This window comes from Citrobacter freundii complex sp. 2025EL-00176 (assembly GCF_053309355.1).
Genome location: NZ_JBRYHT010000010.1, coordinates 157,041 through 173,729, shown reverse-complemented (window position 1 = coordinate 173,729; position 16,689 = coordinate 157,041). Strand labels below are relative to the sequence as shown.

At 51.0% G+C, this 16,689-nt stretch carries 18 protein-coding genes; 12 read left to right on the top strand and 6 right to left on the bottom strand.

Features of this window, described 5'->3' with window-relative positions; translation table 11 throughout:
- Positions 1-59 precede the first annotated feature (59 nt).
- From ACVXHP_RS18450 to lipA, 10 genes are all read left to right on the top strand, one after another.
- A complete protein-coding gene (locus ACVXHP_RS18450; RefSeq protein ID WP_447571985.1) occupies positions 60-671 on the top strand; it encodes an adenosylcobalamin/alpha-ribazole phosphatase in 612 nt (203 codons plus the stop codon).
- 254 nt (positions 672-925) lie between these two features.
- Entirely contained in the window at positions 926-1,243 is a 318-nt protein-coding gene (rsfS, locus tag ACVXHP_RS18445; RefSeq protein WP_003022728.1) for a ribosome silencing factor, read from the top strand.
- Positions 1,244-1,246: 3 nt separating this feature from the next.
- On the top strand, positions 1,247-1,714 hold the full coding sequence (gene rlmH / locus ACVXHP_RS18440) for a 23S rRNA (pseudouridine(1915)-N(3))-methyltransferase RlmH (protein ID WP_003022725.1): 468 nt from the start codon (positions 1,247-1,249) through the stop codon (positions 1,712-1,714).
- A 30-nt stretch (positions 1,715-1,744) separates the two neighbouring features.
- A complete protein-coding gene (mrdA, locus tag ACVXHP_RS18435; protein WP_006685528.1) occupies positions 1,745-3,646 on the top strand; it encodes a peptidoglycan DD-transpeptidase MrdA in 1,902 nt (633 codons plus the stop codon).
- 2 nt (positions 3,647-3,648) lie between these two features.
- The gene (mrdB, locus tag ACVXHP_RS18430) at positions 3,649-4,761 is read left to right on the top strand and encodes a peptidoglycan glycosyltransferase MrdB (protein ID WP_006685529.1); all 1,113 of its coding nucleotides are present in this window, start codon (positions 3,649-3,651) and stop codon (positions 4,759-4,761) included.
- A gap of 10 nt (positions 4,762-4,771) precedes the next feature.
- Positions 4,772-5,866 (top strand): endolytic peptidoglycan transglycosylase RlpA, encoded by a 1,095-nt coding sequence (gene rlpA, locus ACVXHP_RS18425; RefSeq protein WP_316130454.1) that lies wholly within the window; start codon positions 4,772-4,774, stop codon positions 5,864-5,866.
- Between the two features lie 142 nt (positions 5,867-6,008).
- The gene (gene dacA / locus ACVXHP_RS18420; RefSeq protein ID WP_038638745.1) at positions 6,009-7,220 is read left to right on the top strand and encodes a D-alanyl-D-alanine carboxypeptidase DacA; all 1,212 of its coding nucleotides are present in this window, start codon (positions 6,009-6,011) and stop codon (positions 7,218-7,220) included.
- A 106-nt stretch (positions 7,221-7,326) separates the two neighbouring features.
- The gene (ybeD, locus tag ACVXHP_RS18415) at positions 7,327-7,590 is read left to right on the top strand and encodes a DUF493 family protein YbeD (RefSeq protein WP_003022706.1); all 264 of its coding nucleotides are present in this window, start codon (positions 7,327-7,329) and stop codon (positions 7,588-7,590) included.
- A gap of 113 nt (positions 7,591-7,703) precedes the next feature.
- Positions 7,704-8,345, top strand: a complete 642-nt coding sequence (gene lipB, locus ACVXHP_RS18410; protein WP_316130455.1) for a lipoyl(octanoyl) transferase LipB — start codon at positions 7,704-7,706, stop codon at positions 8,343-8,345.
- 206 nt (positions 8,346-8,551) lie between these two features.
- Complete coding sequence (gene lipA / locus ACVXHP_RS18405) at positions 8,552-9,517, top strand: lipoyl synthase (RefSeq protein ID WP_003022702.1); 966 nt, start codon at positions 8,552-8,554, stop codon at positions 9,515-9,517.
- 98 nt (positions 9,518-9,615) lie between these two features.
- Here the strand turns inward: lipA and tatE are convergent, their stop codons facing one another.
- The gene (gene tatE / locus ACVXHP_RS18400; RefSeq protein ID WP_042309820.1) at positions 9,616-9,819 is read right to left on the bottom strand and encodes a twin-arginine translocase subunit TatE; all 204 of its coding nucleotides are present in this window, start codon (positions 9,817-9,819) and stop codon (positions 9,616-9,618) included.
- Between the two features lie 128 nt (positions 9,820-9,947).
- A complete protein-coding gene (locus tag ACVXHP_RS18395) occupies positions 9,948-10,736 on the bottom strand; it encodes a deaminated glutathione amidase (RefSeq protein WP_304696890.1) in 789 nt (262 codons plus the stop codon).
- A 90-nt stretch (positions 10,737-10,826) separates the two neighbouring features.
- On the opposite strand from ACVXHP_RS18395, the gene crcB reads away from it, so the two are divergent.
- A complete protein-coding gene (crcB, locus tag ACVXHP_RS18390) occupies positions 10,827-11,210 on the top strand; it encodes a fluoride efflux transporter CrcB (protein ID WP_200007393.1) in 384 nt (127 codons plus the stop codon).
- Positions 11,211-11,261: 51 nt separating this feature from the next.
- Here crcB and cspE read toward each other — a convergent pair whose 3' ends face one another.
- Positions 11,262-11,471, bottom strand: coding sequence for a transcription antiterminator/RNA stability regulator CspE (gene cspE, locus ACVXHP_RS18385; protein WP_000034825.1), 210 nt, complete (start codon positions 11,469-11,471; stop codon positions 11,262-11,264).
- 188 nt (positions 11,472-11,659) lie between these two features.
- A complete protein-coding gene (pagP, locus tag ACVXHP_RS18380; RefSeq protein ID WP_038638726.1) occupies positions 11,660-12,223 on the bottom strand; it encodes a lipid IV(A) palmitoyltransferase PagP in 564 nt (187 codons plus the stop codon).
- 449 nt (positions 12,224-12,672) lie between these two features.
- Here pagP and dcuC point away from each other — a divergent pair, with 449 nt between their 5' ends.
- A complete protein-coding gene (dcuC, locus tag ACVXHP_RS18375; RefSeq protein WP_304696889.1) occupies positions 12,673-14,058 on the top strand; it encodes an anaerobic C4-dicarboxylate transporter DcuC in 1,386 nt (461 codons plus the stop codon).
- A 113-nt stretch (positions 14,059-14,171) separates the two neighbouring features.
- Here the strand turns inward: dcuC and dpiA are convergent, their stop codons facing one another.
- Entirely contained in the window at positions 14,172-14,852 is a 681-nt protein-coding gene (gene dpiA, locus ACVXHP_RS18370) for a two-component response regulator DpiA (RefSeq protein WP_003831279.1), read from the bottom strand.
- Entirely contained in the window at positions 14,821-16,482 is a 1,662-nt protein-coding gene (gene dpiB, locus ACVXHP_RS18365; protein WP_316129747.1) for a sensor histidine kinase DpiB, read from the bottom strand. The genes dpiA and dpiB overlap by 32 nt, the downstream gene beginning before the upstream one ends.
- Between the last annotated feature and the right edge of the window lie 207 nt (positions 16,483-16,689).

Sequence of the window (16,689 nt, the reverse complement as noted above, 5' to 3'; positions counted from 1 at the left end):
AAACTCTGCGCAATCAGGGCAAACATCATATTTTGTGCGAATAGCTTCACGAGGAAAACATGAGACTCTGGTTAGTACGGCATGGCGAAACCGACGCCAATGTCGCCGGATTATACAGCGGCCACGCCCCCACTGCGCTAACGGAGCGGGGGATCGCACAGGCGCAAACAGTGGGCAAGCTGTTACGTAATCTTCCTGTCGACAACGTGCTTTGCAGCGAACTCGAACGCGCCCGCCATACAACCCGGTTGATCTTAGGCGAGCGCGACCTCCCAGTGCGTATTATGCCTGAGCTGAATGAGATGTTTTTTGGTGACTGGGAAATGCGCCACCATCGCGATTTAGCGCGTGAAGACGCTGAAAATTACGCCTTATGGTGTAACGACTGGCAGAATGCAACGCCAACAAATGGCGAAGGATTTCAGGCATTTTCTCAGCGGGTTGAACGCTTCATTGCCCAACTTGCCGATTACAAAGCGTGTCAAAACCTGCTGGTGGTGAGTCATCAGGGCGTGCTGAGCGTGTTAATCGCCCGCCTGCTGTCCATGCCTGCTGCGGCAATGTGGCATTTCCGCGTCGAACAAGGCTGCTGGAGCGCAATAGATTTATGTGACGATTTTGCGGTTCTGAAAGTGCTTAACAGCCGGGCCGTATGGCAGGACGGGGAGTGAATGCGCTGTTTTTTCTGCGGAAGGGCCTCTCTCCCATTGACACCCCCTGACAGGCTGTTATCCTCCGCAACCTGACTTTTCCCGCCCTTCAGAGCTTTGCAGAAATTGTTTTACAAAAATGGCGATGCATTCTGTGGCGTGGGGTGGGATGATAGCGCACTTCAAAAGCGCTTTCGGAGACATTTGTCCCGATATCGCCTCTGGTTCAGGTATACTAACAGACGTTTTTAACTCTTTTCACCCAGGGGGAACACTTGCAGGGTAAAGCACTCCAGGATTTTGTAATCGACAAAATTGATGACCTGAAAGGTCAAGACATCATCGCCTTAGACGTTCAGGGCAAATCCAGCATCACTGATTGCATGATTATCTGCACCGGTACGTCCAGCCGTCACGTTATGTCCATCGCAGATCACGTTGTTCAGGAGTCCCGCACTGCCGGCCTGCTGCCGCTCGGTGTGGAAGGCGAGAACGTCGCTGACTGGATCGTCGTTGACCTCGGCGATGTGATTGTCCACGTGATGCAGGAAGAAAGCCGTCGCCTGTATGAACTGGAAAAACTCTGGAGTTAATGCGTGAAGCTGCAACTTGTCGCTGTGGGTACGAAAATGCCTGACTGGGTACAAACCGGATTTACCGAATATCTGCGTCGGTTTCCGAAAGATATGCCCTTTGAGCTGATCGAAATCCCGGCAGGAAAACGCGGCAAGAACGCGGACATTAAACGCATTCTCGACAAAGAGGGTGAGCAGATGCTGGCCGCCGCAGGCAAAAACCGCATCGTCACCCTTGATATTCCGGGCAAACCCTGGGACACGCCGCAACTGGCGACCGAACTGGAGCGCTGGAAACTGGACGGTCGCGACGTCAGTCTGCTGATCGGCGGGCCGGAAGGTCTTTCTCCCGCCTGTAAAGCCGCGGCGGAACAAAGCTGGTCACTCTCTGCATTAACCCTTCCCCACCCTCTTGTTCGGGTTCTGGTCGCGGAGAGTCTGTACAGGGCGTGGAGCATTACCACCAACCATCCTTATCACCGTGAGTGATTATTGATTCTTGAGTAGATTAAGCAGCGGATGAAACTACAGAATTCTTTTCGCGACTATTCGGCTGAGTCCGCGCTGTTTGTGCGCCGGGCGCTGGTCGCTTTTTTGGGGATTTTGCTGCTGACCGGCGTGCTGATCGCCAACCTGTATAATCTGCAAATCGTTCGCTTTACTGATTATCAGACCCGTTCGAACGAAAACCGTATTAAACTGGTACCTATTCCTCCCAGTCGCGGCATTATTTATGACCGCAACGGAATTCCGCTTGCCCTTAACCGCACCATTTATCAGATTGAAATGATGCCGGAGAAGGTAGACAACATTCAGGATACGCTCGACGCGCTGCGCAACGTCGTAGATCTGACGGACGACGATATTGCCGCGTTTAAAAAAGAGCGCGCCCGTTCACATCGCTTCACTTCTATTCCGGTAAAAACCAACCTGACGGAAGTTCAGGTCGCACGGTTTGCCGTTAATCAATATCGCTTTCCTGGCGTTGAAGTTAAAGGCTATAAACGCCGCTACTACCCTTATGGTTCTGCGCTGACCCATGTGATTGGCTACGTGTCGAAGATCAACGATAAAGACGTGGACCGCCTGGACAAAGACGGCAAACTGGCTAACTACGCGGCGACGCACGATATCGGTAAGCTCGGTATTGAACGCTATTATGAAGACGTACTGCATGGGCAGACCGGCTATGAAGAAGTTGAAGTCAACAACCGCGGTCGTGTCATTCGTCAGTTGAAAGAGGTCGCGCCGCAGGCCGGGCATGATATTTACCTCACGCTGGATTTGAAGCTCCAGCAGTATATTGAAACGCTGCTGGCGGGTAGCCGCGCCGCCGTGGTGGTCACTGACCCGCGTACCGGTGGCGTTCTGGCGCTGGTTTCCATGCCAAGCTACGACCCGAACCTGTTTGTGGATGGCATCTCCAGTAAAGATTACTCCGGGTTGCTCAATGATCCGAATACCCCCTTGGTTAACCGCGCCACGCAAGGCGTTTATCCTCCGGCGTCGACGGTTAAGCCTTACGTGGCGGTTTCTGCATTAAGCGCAGGCGTCATCACCCGTAATACTGGTCTGTTCGATCCAGGCTGGTGGCAGTTACCAGGCTCTGAGAAGCGTTACCGCGACTGGAAAAAATGGGGGCATGGGCACCTGAACATCACCCGCTCTCTGGAAGAGTCTGCGGATACGTTTTTCTATCAAATCGCCTATGATATGGGGATAGACCGGCTTTCCGAGTGGATGAGCAAGTTTGGCTACGGCCAATATACGGGCATCGATCTTGCCGAAGAGCGTTCCGGAAACATGCCAACCCGTGAATGGAAGCAAAAACGGTTTAAAAAGCCATGGTACCAGGGTGATACCATTCCGGTCGGCATCGGTCAGGGTTACTGGACGGCAACCCCTATCCAGATGAGCAAAGCGCTGATGATCCTTATCAACGACGGTTTGGTAAAAGTCCCGCATCTGCTGATGAGTACGGCAGAAAATGGCAAGCAGGTGCCATGGGTTCAGCCGCACGAACCGCCCGTGGGCGATATTCATTCCGGTTACTGGGAAATCGCCAAAGACGGTATGTACGGTGTCGCTAACCGCCCTAACGGGACTGCACATAAATATTTCGCTGGCGCGCCTTACAAAATTGCGGCGAAATCCGGTACCGCACAGGTCTTTGGCCTGAAAGCCAATGAAACCTATAACGCGCATAAGATCGCCGAACGTTTACGTGACCACAAGTTAATGACGGCCTTCGCACCTTACGATAAACCCCAGGTCGCTGTCGCCATGATCCTTGAAAACGGCGGCGCGGGTCCGGCAGTGGGTACGATTATGCGCCAGATCCTTGACCATATTATGTTGGGCGACAACAACACCAATCTGCCTGCGGAAAACCCAGCGGTTGCAGCAGCTGAGGACCAATAATCGTGACGGATAATCCGAACAAAAAAACATTTTGGGACAAAATCCACATCGATCCCACCATGTTGCTTATTTTGCTGGCTCTGCTGGTCTACAGCTCGCTGGTCATCTGGAGCGCCAGCGGCCAGGATATTGGCATGATGGAGCGTAAGGTCGGCCAGATCGCGATGGGTCTGGTCATCATGGTAGTGATGGCACAAATCCCCCCCAGAGTTTACGAAGGCTGGGCGCCCTATCTCTATATCTTCTGTATCATTCTGTTGGTGGCGGTTGACGCCTTCGGCGCTATTTCTAAAGGTGCCCAGCGCTGGCTGGATTTAGGTATCGTGCGCTTTCAGCCTTCTGAAATCGCCAAGATTGCCGTGCCGCTGATGGTCGCGCGCTTCATCAACCGCGACGTCTGCCCGCCATCGCTAAAAAATACCGCGATTGCGCTGGTGCTGATTTTTATGCCCACGCTGCTGGTTGCTGCTCAGCCTGACCTCGGCACCTCAATTCTGGTTGCCCTTTCTGGTCTGTTTGTCCTGTTCCTTTCCGGTTTGAGCTGGCGCTTAATCGGTGTCGCTGTGGTTTTGGTCGCCGCGTTTATTCCGATACTGTGGTTCTTCCTGATGCATGACTATCAGCGTCAGCGCGTCATGATGTTACTCGACCCGGAAACCGATCCGCTGGGCGCGGGCTATCACATTATTCAGTCTAAAATTGCTATTGGTTCCGGCGGATTACGCGGTAAGGGCTGGCTGCACGGTACGCAGTCGCAGCTTGAGTTTTTACCCGAACGCCACACTGACTTTATCTTCGCCGTCTTAGCGGAAGAGCTGGGTCTGGTGGGGATCTTGATTTTGCTGACGCTGTACATTTTGCTGATTATGCGCGGGTTGTGGATCGCGGCTCGCGCACAAACCACCTTCGGTCGCGTCATGGCGGGTGGTTTAATGTTGATATTATTCGTTTATGTCTTCGTAAATATTGGTATGGTGAGCGGTATTCTCCCTGTGGTTGGGGTTCCACTCCCACTGGTCAGTTACGGAGGCTCGGCACTGATCGTGCTGATGGCCGGGTTCGGGATTGTTATGTCGATCCACACCCATAGAAAAATGTTGTCGAAAAGCGTGTAAGGGGTACGCAATGCGTAAGCAGTGGCTTGGTATCTGCATCGCAGCAGGAATGCTCGCGGCGTGTTCGAATGATGATGGTCAGCAACAGGTTGCTGTCGCACCGCAGCCTGCGGTGTGTAATGGTCCGATTGTTGAAATCAGCGGGGCCGATCCGCGCTTTGAACCCCTGAACCCAACGGCGAATCAGGACTACCAGCGTGATGGTAAGAGCTACAAAATAGTCCAGGATCCCTCCCGCTTTAGCCAGGCCGGGCTTGCCGCTATTTATGATGCGGAGCCTGGAAGCAATTTAACCGCGTCGGGTGAAGCGTTCGACCCAATGCAGTTGACCGCTGCGCATCCGACGCTGCCGGTCCCAAGCTATGCCAGGATCACCAACCTGGCAAACGGCAGGATGATCGTCGTGCGCATCAACGATCGCGGCCCTTATGGCAACGATCGCGTAATTTCACTTTCACGTGCCGCTGCCGATCGACTGAACACGTCTAACAACACCAAAGTGCGTATCGACCCGATCATCGTCGCTCAGGATGGTTCATTATCCGGACCGGGTATGGCCTGTACGACCGTGGCGAAACAAACCTATGCCCTGCCCGCTCGCCCTGATTTAAGCGGTGGTGGCACTATGTCTTCCGCACCGGATGCGGGCCAGCCGCAAAACGACATCCGCCCTATCAGCAATTCCACGCTGAAAAGCGAAGATGCCAGCGGTGCGCCGGTCAACAGCAGTGGTTTCCTCGGCGCGCCGACAACGCTTGCTGCCGGTGTACTTGAGGGCAGTGAACCCACGCCTGCGCCACAGCCTGTAACCGCCGCGCCCGCAGCATCAACTGCCCCGGTAACCGCGCCAGCCACCGTTGCCGCGCCAGCCGCTGCGACCAACGGACGCTATGTCGTTCAGGTCGGTGCCGTTAGCGATCAAACCCGTGCGCAGCAGTATCAAAAGCGCTTAAGTCAGCAGTTTGGCGTCCCTGGACGGGTAGTGCAAAACGGCGCGGTATGGCGTATTCAGATGGGGCCATTCGCCAGCAAAACGGAAGCCACCTCATTACAGCAGCGTCTTCAATCCGAGGCGCAATTACAGTCCTTCATCACCGGCATGTAATAACGTAAACCGGGCATCTGAATTGTCAATTTCCGTAAATGACATTAACAAAGTCACGCGGAAAGTCAGATGCCTGCCCGTTATGCTTTTGCTATAGTAGGGCACTTTTTTTAATTTCATCACGGACGTCGTAGTTCAGACCATGAAGACCACTTTTTCCGCTCGTTTCGTGCAGCGTATGGCGCTCACCGCGGCTCTCTGCGCAGCTACTCTCTCTGCTGCCCATGCCGATGACCTGAATATTAAAACCATGATCCCCGGCGTTCCGCAGATCGATGCGGAGTCGTATATCCTGATTGATTACAACTCAGGTAAAGTTCTGGCAGAACAGAATGCTGACACTCGCCGCGACCCCGCCAGCCTGACCAAAATGATGACCAGCTACGTCATCGGCCAGGCGATGAAAGCCGGGAAGTTCAAAGAAACCGATCTGGTCACCGTCGGCAATGACGCATGGGCTACGGGTAACCCGGTCTTTAAAGGTTCATCGCTGATGTTCCTCAAGCCAGGTATGCAGGTTCCTGTTTCTCAGTTGATCCGTGGGATTAACCTGCAGTCCGGGAACGACGCATGTGTGGCGATGGCTGACTTCGCTGCCGGTAGCCAGGATGCTTTCGTCGGCCTGATGAACAGCTATGTGAACGCGCTAGGTCTGAAAAACACCCACTTCCAGACCGTTCATGGTCTTGATGCTGACGGTCAGTACAGTTCAGCCCGTGATATGGCGATGATTGGCCAGGCGCTGATTCGCGATGTGCCTAATGAGTACTCTATCTATAAAGAAAAAGAGTTCACCTTTAACGGCATTCGTCAGTTAAACCGTAACGGTCTGCTGTGGGATAACAGCCTGAATGTCGACGGTATCAAAACCGGTCACACCGATAAGGCTGGCTATAACCTCGTTGCATCCGCAACCGAAGGCCAGATGCGTCTGATCTCCGCCGTAATGGGTGGCCGTACTTATAAAGGTCGCGAAACCGAAAGCAAAAAACTGCTGACCTGGGGCTTCCGTTTCTTCGAAACCGTGAACCCATTGAAAGTGGGTAAAGAATTTGCCTCAGAACCCGCCTGGTTTGGTAACACCGATCGCGCATCGTTAGGTGTCGATAAGGATGTCTACCTGACCATTCCGCGCGGCCGTATGAAAGATCTGAAAGCAAGTTATGTACTGAACACCACTGAACTGCACGCGCCGCTGCAGAAAAACCAGGTTGTCGGTACCATCAACTTCCAGCTTGATGGCAAAACCATCGAGCAGCGCCCGCTGGTCGTGCTGCAGGAAATCCCGGAAGGCAACTTCTTTGGGAAAATCATTGATTACATTAAATTAATGTTCCATCACTGGTTTGGCTAAAAATCGAACACTTGAAAGTGTGATTTACGTCCCCATATACTAGGTATCCAGATAACTCCCACGCGCTGTGGGAGTTATTATTTTTTGATGTAACGCCGGAGCTGACATGAAAACCAAACTTAACGAACTGCTTGAATTCCCTACTCCATTTACTTACAAAGTAATGGGGCAGGCGTTGCCTGAGCTGGTTGATCAGGTGGTTGAAGTGGTACAGCGCCATGCGCCAGGTGATTACTCTCCGACGGTAAAACCGAGCAGCAAAGGCAACTACCACTCGGTCTCTATCACCATCACTGCTACGCACATTGAGCAGGTTGAAACGCTGTACGAAGAATTAGGTAATATCGATATCGTACGCATGGTGCTGTAAAAACCTGTCGGTTACCCGCTGCATCCCCGCTCGGGTAACCTCTTCCTCCTGTGATATACTTTTCCCCTCTTTAACCTTCTCTACTCTGTGTGAGTATCTACGGAGATGCCGTTTTGTATCAGGATAAAATTCTGGTCCGCCAGCTCGGTCTTCAACTTTACGAGCCAGTCTCTCTGGCCATGCACGAATTTACCGATACCCGCGATGAAAACAGTCATGATGAAATCTGGCTGGTAGAGCATTATCCTGTCTTTACCCAGGGCCAGGCCGGTAAAGCCGAGCACGTACTGATGCCAGGAGATATTCCGGTGATCCAGAGCGATCGTGGCGGCCAGGTGACCTACCATGGGCCAGGCCAACAGGTTATGTATGTGCTATTGAACCTGAAACGCCGCAAACTGGGTGTTCGCGAGCTGGTTACGCTGCTGGAGCAAACTGTCGTCAATACCCTTGCGGAAATTGGCATCGACGCTCACCCGCGAGCCGATGCGCCAGGCGTTTATGTCGGTGAGAAGAAAATCTGCTCTTTGGGGTTACGTATTCGTAAGGGATGTTCATTTCACGGCTTAGCGCTCAACGTGGATATGGACCTGTCGCCTTTCCTGCGTATCAATCCTTGTGGTTATGCCGGAATGGAGATGGCAAAAGTATCGCAATGGGATAGCGCAGCCACGACTGAGAGCATTCGCCCGCGCCTGCTGGCCAACATTCTGGCGCTGTTAGGTAACCCACCGCACGAGTACGTTGCGGACTAAAAATGCGGTCATACTTTGCCACGGCATATGTTGTGGCAAATGGCACAAAACAACAACTATTTTACATTTTGCCAGCCTGTCAGGCTGCTTTCTGGCCCGTTTCAATGATATACTGCGTATCACTAATTCAAAAATAGTTGATAAATGCAACATTCCCTTGAATTGAAACGCTTTCCTTCGTAATTCGCAACTGGAACACGCAAGCTATGAGTAAACCCATTGTGATGGAACGCGGTGTTAAATACCGCGATGCCGATAAGATGGCTCTTATCCCGGTTAAAAATGTGGCAACAGAGCGTGAAGCCCTGCTGCGTAAACCGGAATGGATGAAAATAAAACTGCCAGCGGACTCCACTCGCATCCAGGGCATCAAAGCGGCAATGCGCAAAAACGGCCTGCACTCTGTCTGCGAAGAAGCTTCCTGCCCTAACCTGGCTGAATGTTTCAATCACGGAACCGCAACCTTTATGATCCTCGGCGCAATCTGTACTCGCCGTTGCCCATTCTGTGACGTTGCCCATGGCCGTCCGGTTGCGCCTGATGCCAACGAGCCGTTGAAACTGGCTCAGACGATTGCGGACATGGCGCTGCGCTATGTCGTGATTACTTCCGTTGACCGTGACGATCTGCGTGACGGCGGCGCACAGCACTTTGCTGACTGCATCACCGCTATCCGCGAGAAAAGCCCGTCGATTAAAATCGAAACGCTGGTGCCTGACTTCCGTGGTCGTATGGACCGCGCGTTGGATATCCTCACGGCCACGCCGCCGGACGTATTTAACCATAACCTCGAAAACGTACCGCGTATTTACCGCAATGTACGTCCGGGAGCTGACTACAACTGGTCGCTGAAGCTTCTGGAGCGCTTCAAGGAAGCGCACCCGGAGATCCCGACTAAATCGGGTCTGATGGTAGGTCTGGGTGAAACCAATGCCGAAATCATTGAAGTCATGCGCGATCTGCGCAGTCATGGCGTGACCATGCTGACGCTGGGGCAGTATTTGCAGCCGAGCCGCCATCACCTACCGGTGCAACGCTACGTTAGCCCGGATGAGTTCGACGAGATGAAAGCCGAGGCCATGGCGATGGGCTTTACCCATGCAGCCTGCGGCCCATTTGTTCGTTCTTCATACCACGCTGACATGCAGGCTAAAGGGCTGGAAGTGAAGTAATCGTGTAATACTCACTTACATATCAGCAATAAAAAAACCGGCAAATTGCCGGTTTTTTTTCATGCAGAGCACGCAGTAAGAGCATCATGCTCCTGACATTACTCTTTATGAGAGAGCTTTTCCGCCTGAACGCTACCATCAGCCTCTTTTCTGGCATCGGCATTATCATCGTTCATCGCTTTCTTAAAGCCCTTAATTGCCGTTCCCAGGTCTCCACCCAGTGTACGTAACTTCTTGGTACCAAACAGCAGAACGACCAGTGCGGCAACCACCAGCAGTTTGGTAATACTAATCTCACCCATAGATACCTTCTTAACTTAAACCAGGCTGCATAAAGCGCCATATTAACCTGAGAATATTAACGGCCTTTCGACGCGCGCACACAATAGCAATCTGTAACAAGGTGAATCAAGCCTTGTTTAAAAAAACGTCATAATAATTGCGGTGGCGCAAAGCGCCGGTTATTTAATACGGGAAGTTGGGCCCTGACCTGCTTCACCCGCTCTGCTGAAACCTCGGCCATAATCAGCGCCGGCGTTTCTGCCGCTGCGGCAATGGTCACCCCAAAGGGATCGATAACCCGGCTTTGACCAATGTTCTTATTACCACATTCTCCAGCCGCAATAACATAGCAAGTGGCATCAAGCGCTCTTGCTGCCAACAATGTTGCCCAGTGATGCTCTTTTAGCGCTCCCCGCACCCAGGCGGCGGGTAAAGCGAGAATGTCTGCACCCTGCAGAGCGTGCGCCAACGCCAGCTCAGGGAAACGCAGATCATAACAGGTCATCAACCCTACCTTTAATCCGTCTACGTCCAGCAGCGGCGCTATAGCGTCTCCTGCATCGACATTCCGCGACTCCTGAATCGCAAACGCGTCGTAAAGATGCAATTTTGCATAATGGGCAACCACCCGACCTCCCCGTAACGCCACCAGCATGTTAAATGCCCGGCCAGGCACAGAAGGAACATGAATCGTCAGGATTGTCGTCATCTCATTTTGCGCGCTTTCTCGTAGTAAACGCGTCAGAAACCCACCCTCCAGTAATTGCGCTGACTTCACTGACAGGTCAGGATCAATATCGTTACGGGCCAGCAACGCCTCCGGTAGTACCAATAACGATACTCCCTCTCCTGCGGCCTGAGACATCAATAAGGCGCAGGTTTCTGCATTCTTTTCCCACGAAGGTCCCACGGCAAACTGCCCTGCTGCAACGAACATATTCCCTCCAGAAAAGTTTGTCAGGCTCGCCAACAGTGATTATTCAGCGTTACACTCATCCTATATACAATCAAATAGCAGGATTTAGCAGTGTTACAACTTCTTTTAGCGGTTTTTATCGGTGGTGGTACTGGTAGCGTAGCAAGATGGATGTTAAGCATGCGCTTCAACCCACTGCATCAGGCTATTCCAGTCGGGACGTTGGTGGCAAACCTGGTTGGCGCGTTTATCATTGGTATGGGTCTGGCGTGGTTTAATCGCATGACAAACATCGATCCCATGTGGAAAGTGCTGATTACTACCGGCTTTTGCGGAGGGCTAACAACGTTCTCCACCTTCTCGGCAGAGGTCGTGTTTTTACTCCAGGAAGGACGCTTTGGCTGGGCTATGGTGAATGTGCTGGTTAATTTGCTGGGATCATTTGCGATGACCGCCCTGGCATTCTGGCTGGTTTCTGCCACTCCCGCACATTAGAGCGAAAAAAACCCGCAATTAAGCGGGTTTTGAATGCTTGCTGTCGTATGCTTACAGAGCGATTACGTTTGCAGCAGAAGGGCCTTTGGCACCGTTAGTGATTTCGAACTCTACGCGCTGACCTTCAGCCAGAGTTTTAAAACCATTGGTCTGGATTGCAGAGAAGTGTACGAACACGTCTTTGCTGCCATCTTCCGGAGTAATGAAACCGAATCCTTTGGACTCATTAAACCACTTAACGTTACCTTTAATCTTAGACATCAAAATTACCTTTACATGAAAAATAGACACAAATGCTGTGTCGGGTATCAGTACAACAATTGTGGTGCGCTTTGTCCAGTCGAACTTTATCAAAAAGTGATAAACGTCGCGTTATTTTTCAGTAAGAGTTTCTATCCGTATGTTTTTTAATGATTTATTAACACCTGGCTGACGCTACAGGTAGCCCATCAAAACTGGAAGCGTAACCACGCAAAGTAGACGTTGCCGTTGTTATAGGTTCCTGGAATGTAAGTCATCTGGAACGTTGCCGGACCATAACCGATCGACGCCAGCGGTAACAGCACCGGCACCGGAATGTAGTTCCAGTTATCGCGCGCGGTAAAGCCAGCAGTAAATCCAAGGCCGGTATGGAAGTTTTCATCGGGCAGCGGACGCCAGGTTTTCTCCCAGCCGTACCCGCCAATCGGTTCCCATTTATTATAGGAATCCTTAAAGGCCATAATATAAAGCCCGTGCCAGTTACCTTTATCATCCCAACGGGACTGGCCAAATCCGGCCCCCCAGGGGCGTTCATTGTAGCGATCCGTTTTTTCTTTATCGTAGGCAAAACGGGCATGCCAGGTAATAGCCGGTACATACAGATCATAATGTTCCGGCTGCTGCCAGGTTTCACTGACATTATCTTTAAACGTGGCGAACCAGCCTTTATCTTCAGCAGCTCCCTGAGGAATGAAAGCTAACTGAATAAAAAGAAATGAAAAAATGAGAAAATATCGTTTAGCAACAATCACAACTTAATTACCATCCTGGGAGTTATTAGCAATTGTAGCAAACTCAACCTTAATGTTAACTTAACAAAAATGCACAGAGATAAAATCAGAATATTCTTCAGATAATACTTATAAGATTATTAACCCTCTATTTATTGAGCTTTATCACAGGAATGATTTTCTCTGAATTGCTATTAAATTATTCTTTTCATACATAACAGCAAAATAAAACAACAATCTATTTACATTTCAATATCAAAACACACACACCAGCAATGCGTTTCACAGTTTTTGTCGGGGATATTCTTTTTTAAACCGCGATGCTGAAAAAACAGTCTGGCCATCGGTTGAATCCGTATTTTTATTGATTTCAATCAGCAATAGTTATTGGTTTATTAGGCACATTCTGTCACCACTTTTTACTTTTTTTAGTTTTTTACTTTCTGGGCAGCAATGCGACAGGGGAAACAATGTTGACATTTATTGAACTCCTTATTGGGGTTGTGGTTATTGTGGGTGTGGCACGCTACATCATCAAAGGTTATTCCGCCACCGGTGTACTGTTTGTTGGCGGCCTGGTTTTGCTGATTATCAGTGCGGTAATGGGGCATAAAGTTCTACCTTCCAGCGCAGCAACGACGGGCTATACAGCTACAGACATTGTTGAATACATTAAAATTTTGCTGATGAGCCGCGGTGGCGATCTCGGCATGATGATAATGATGCTGTGTGGTTTTGCCGCCTACATGACGCATATTGGCGCAAACGATATGGTGGTTAAGCTGGCCTCCAAACCGCTGCAATATATCAACTCACCTTATCTGTTAATGATTGCCGCCTATTTTGTCGCCTGTCTGATGTCTCTGGCCGTCTCTTCAGCGACAGGGCTGGGCGTATTGCTGATGGCGACGCTTTTCCCGGTCATGGTTAACGTTGGGATCAGCCGTGGCGCCGCGGCGGCCATATGCGCCTCCCCTGCCGCAATCATTCTTTCACCGACATCTGGTGATGTGGTGCTGGCGGCAAAAGCCGCAGAAATGCCGTTGATTGATTTCGCGTTTAAAACCACACTGCCAATTTCCATTGCCGCCATCATTGCTATGGCGATTGCGCACTTTTTCTGGCAGCGCTACCTTGATAAAAAAGAGAACATTTCTCACGAAATGTTAGACGTGGCAGAAATCACCACTACCGCGCCGTCTTTTTACGCCATCCTGCCGTTTACACCGATCGTAGGCGTCCTGATTTTTGATGGAAAATGGGGTCCACAGCTGCACATTATTACGATTTTGGTCCTGTGCATGCTCATCGCCGCCGTTCTGGAATTTGTCCGTGGATTCAACACTCAGAAGGTGTTTTCAGGTCTGGAAGTCGCTTACCGTGGCATGGCGGACGCCTTTGCTAACGTAGTAATGCTGCTCGTCGCGGCAGGTGTTTTTGCCCAGGGCTTGAGCACTATCGGCTTTATTCAGAGCCTGATATCTATCGCCACCTCGTTTGGCTCAGCGAGTATTATTCTGATGCTGGTGCTGGTGATCCTGACCATGCTGGCAGCCATGACCACGGGTTCCGGTAATGCACCGTTCTATGCTTTCGTTGAGATGATCCCAAAACTGGCACACTCTTCCGGCATTAACCCGGCTTACCTCGCTATCCCGATGCTTCAGGCCTCCAACCTCGGGCGTACCATCTCCCCGGTCTCCGGCGTCGTTGTGGCGGTGGCAGGGATGGCGAAGATTTCGCCGTTCGAAGTCGTGAAACGTACCTCGGTTCCGGTCCTGGTCGGACTGCTGGTGGTGATCATCGCCACCGAAGTGATGGTACCTGGCTCTTCTTCAGCCGTTGTTGGCGGCTGACTCTCAGCAAAATGTAGGCCGGATAAGGCGTTTACGCCGCATCCGGCATTTCAACCCCGTTGCCGGATATTGATGCTAAAGCATCTTATCCGGCCTACGTCAGAAATCAGCATTTAGCCGCCGTGGTAAATACGCTGCGGTCTACCCACCTTCCCGTGAATAATCTCCGCGATAATCAAATGGCGGCTGGCACAGTACTCCAGATAGCGTCTGGAGGTCGTACGGCTGATGGTGAGCGCCTGGGCGATCGTTTCCGCAGTATGATGTACCGTCGGATCGGCAAATAGCTTCAGCACCGCATTCAGCGTTAACGCATCAATCCCGGTCGGCAAATCGCCTTTCGGCTCGCCGCGCGCATAGGCGTTAAACATTTCATCAATCTGCTTTTGACTGGCGCTGTCATTGCCTGCCAGCATGCGTCTGCGCTGTTGATACCGCGTCAGCGTCTGCCCCAACCGTTCGTAAGCGATAGGTTTGACCAGATAATCAAACGCGCCGCTGCGCACGGCCTCGGAGACCGTTTCCATATCGCTGGCCGCCGTGGTAAAGACCACACCGCCCGGATAGCGCGCCTGGGTCAGCTCATGCAACAAAGTAATACCCTTACCGTCCGGCAAGTAGTTATCAAGAAGAATCAAACCGGGCTTAAAACGCTCAATCATCATTCTTGCCTGCGCAAGATTACCCGCCAGCCATATCTGGCTGAAGCCGGGTATATGGCGGATATATTCAGCATGCATTTCCGCCAGTAGCGTTTCATCCTCAACGATCAGTAGCGTTAATGGTTCCGTCATTATTTTTTTTCACTTTCGGAAGAAATAAAGAAAATAAGGTACCGCAAGGGGAGTTATCTTCGAGCGTAATCACCCCGTCACAGCGCCTCACATAACTTGCAATCAGATACAAACCGATGCCATGTTCGCCTGGTTCATCGGTACGGGTGCTTACACCCTGTTCAAATATTTTTTCACGCAATGCTTCCGGCACACCGCATCCCTGATCGGCAACTTCGATGACCACATCATCCCCTTCGTCGCTCAAATAGAGTTCGACGACTTTGTTGCCTTGCTGGGTGCGTAAACTCGCTTCAAATGCATTATCAAGCAGATTACCAACAATTGCTGCAAACTCTGTGCTATCCAGCCCTTCGGGCAGTTGGTGCAGTTGGCTGCCTGGAACAATGGTCATTGTAAGGCCCAGCTCCCGCGCACGCTGTACCTTGCCAAATAACAGACCCGCCACCTGACGATCGGCAAAAGCGCCGCGCAGGCTGTCAATCAGTTGCTGCTGCGCCTGTGATTCCCCCTGAACCATAGCCAGCACCCGGTCATACTCTTTCATTTGCAGCAGGCCATTGATGGTCGACATCCAGTTCAGGTGCTCATGCCGCAGCGTTCTCAGGCTCTCAACATACTGTTTGATTTGCGTTAATTGCGCATTAAGGGTAGCAATTTCATCTTTACTACGAAAACTGATAATGGCGCCGAGCAGTTCGTCACCGGAGCGAATCGCTTCACGGTTGGCGATAACGCTCAACCCATTAAAATTAACCATCGCATCCTGGCGTTGTTCCGCAATCTGCTGGGTGAAAAAGTCCGCTGGCTGAACGACTTCATTTACCGGTTTGCCCAGCCACTTTCGACCCGGCGATGACAACCCCAGCATTTTCCTCGCACTGCGGTTTATCGCGGTGATGTATCCGTCAGGATCAACGGCAATCAACCCTTCATACACCGAGCTAAACAGCGCTTCCTGCTGACGCACCACCCGCGCGATTTGTTTAGGCTCCATCCCCAACATCTGCCGACGAATATGGGCAGCAAAAAACCAGGAGAGCAGCATAAGTACCAACAACAGCAGGATAAATACCCCAGCCATTGGCAGTAAGAAATCCGATCGCCAGCTGTCAATTTTACTGATCAGATAGCCAATTGAGACCACGCCAATGATTTTGCCATCGTTATCAAAGATAGGGGTTTTGGCACGCATTGCCATCCCGATAGATCCTTTACCGGTAATAAAGTAGCTCTCACCTTTTTCCAGCGCGCCAGGCTTGGTGAACTGCATCGGGTAACCAATTTTTTCCGGGTTTGGGTGATAAAGACGAATGGAGTGGGTATCGCCAATAACGACATAGTCGAAATCAGTCCCGCTCTGCAGTCTGTCGGCAATCGTCGCCAGACGCTTGTAATCACGATGCTTCACCGCCGTGATGATGCTGTCATTAGAAGCGATGATTTTGGCCTGATTCATTGCCATATCGCGGACGTGAGTCGTCAGATAATCTTCAAAACTGGCGGTAAAGTATTGTGCTAACGCTGCGATAATAAGAACAGAAACGACCAGAATGAGCAGGAAGATGCGTAACGGAAACGCCAGACTGCGAAAAAAAAGAAACCGTGTTTTATTTTTCTGTTCTGCCATAATTTTTCCTCACCGACGTTACCGAAACTTATTTTCTATTGTAGTTGTAATAAAAATGTTTTATTTAAAAGCCACGGTATAAAACATGATCGTTGCAGATTCCCCACCTTAAATCAATTAAACAAATTAAAACCACGCGCTATTTCCGAGTTAAATTAATTAAAAAACTTAAAACCATAAAACACATTAAAACCTTCTAACTTATTG

Excerpts from the sequence above, each read along its gene's own strand:
- dpiB (WP_316129747.1), bottom strand. The coding sequence starts at position 16,482 with ATGGCAGAACAGAAAAATAAAACACGGTTTCTTTTTTTTCGCAGTCTG.
- dcuC (WP_304696889.1), top strand. The coding sequence starts at position 12,673 with ATGTTGACATTTATTGAACTCCTTATTGGGGTTGTGGTTATTGTGGGT.
- ybeD (WP_003022706.1), top strand. The coding sequence starts at position 7,327 with ATGAAAACCAAACTTAACGAACTGCTTGAATTCCCTACTCCATTTACT.
- dpiA (WP_003831279.1), bottom strand. The coding sequence starts at position 14,852 with ATGACGGAACCATTAACGCTACTGATCGTTGAGGATGAAACGCTACTG.
- dacA (WP_038638745.1), top strand. The coding sequence starts at position 6,009 with ATGAAGACCACTTTTTCCGCTCGTTTCGTGCAGCGTATGGCGCTCACC.
- tatE (WP_042309820.1), bottom strand. The coding sequence starts at position 9,819 with ATGGGTGAGATTAGTATTACCAAACTGCTGGTGGTTGCCGCACTGGTC.
- rlpA (WP_316130454.1), top strand. The coding sequence starts at position 4,772 with ATGCGTAAGCAGTGGCTTGGTATCTGCATCGCAGCAGGAATGCTCGCG.
- mrdA (WP_006685528.1), top strand. The coding sequence starts at position 1,745 with ATGAAACTACAGAATTCTTTTCGCGACTATTCGGCTGAGTCCGCGCTG.
- cspE (WP_000034825.1), bottom strand. The coding sequence starts at position 11,471 with ATGTCTAAGATTAAAGGTAACGTTAAGTGGTTTAATGAGTCCAAAGGA.
- ACVXHP_RS18450 (WP_447571985.1), top strand. The coding sequence starts at position 60 with ATGAGACTCTGGTTAGTACGGCATGGCGAAACCGACGCCAATGTCGCC.
- ACVXHP_RS18395 (WP_304696890.1), bottom strand. The coding sequence starts at position 10,736 with ATGTTCGTTGCAGCAGGGCAGTTTGCCGTGGGACCTTCGTGGGAAAAG.
- lipA (WP_003022702.1), top strand. The coding sequence starts at position 8,552 with ATGAGTAAACCCATTGTGATGGAACGCGGTGTTAAATACCGCGATGCC.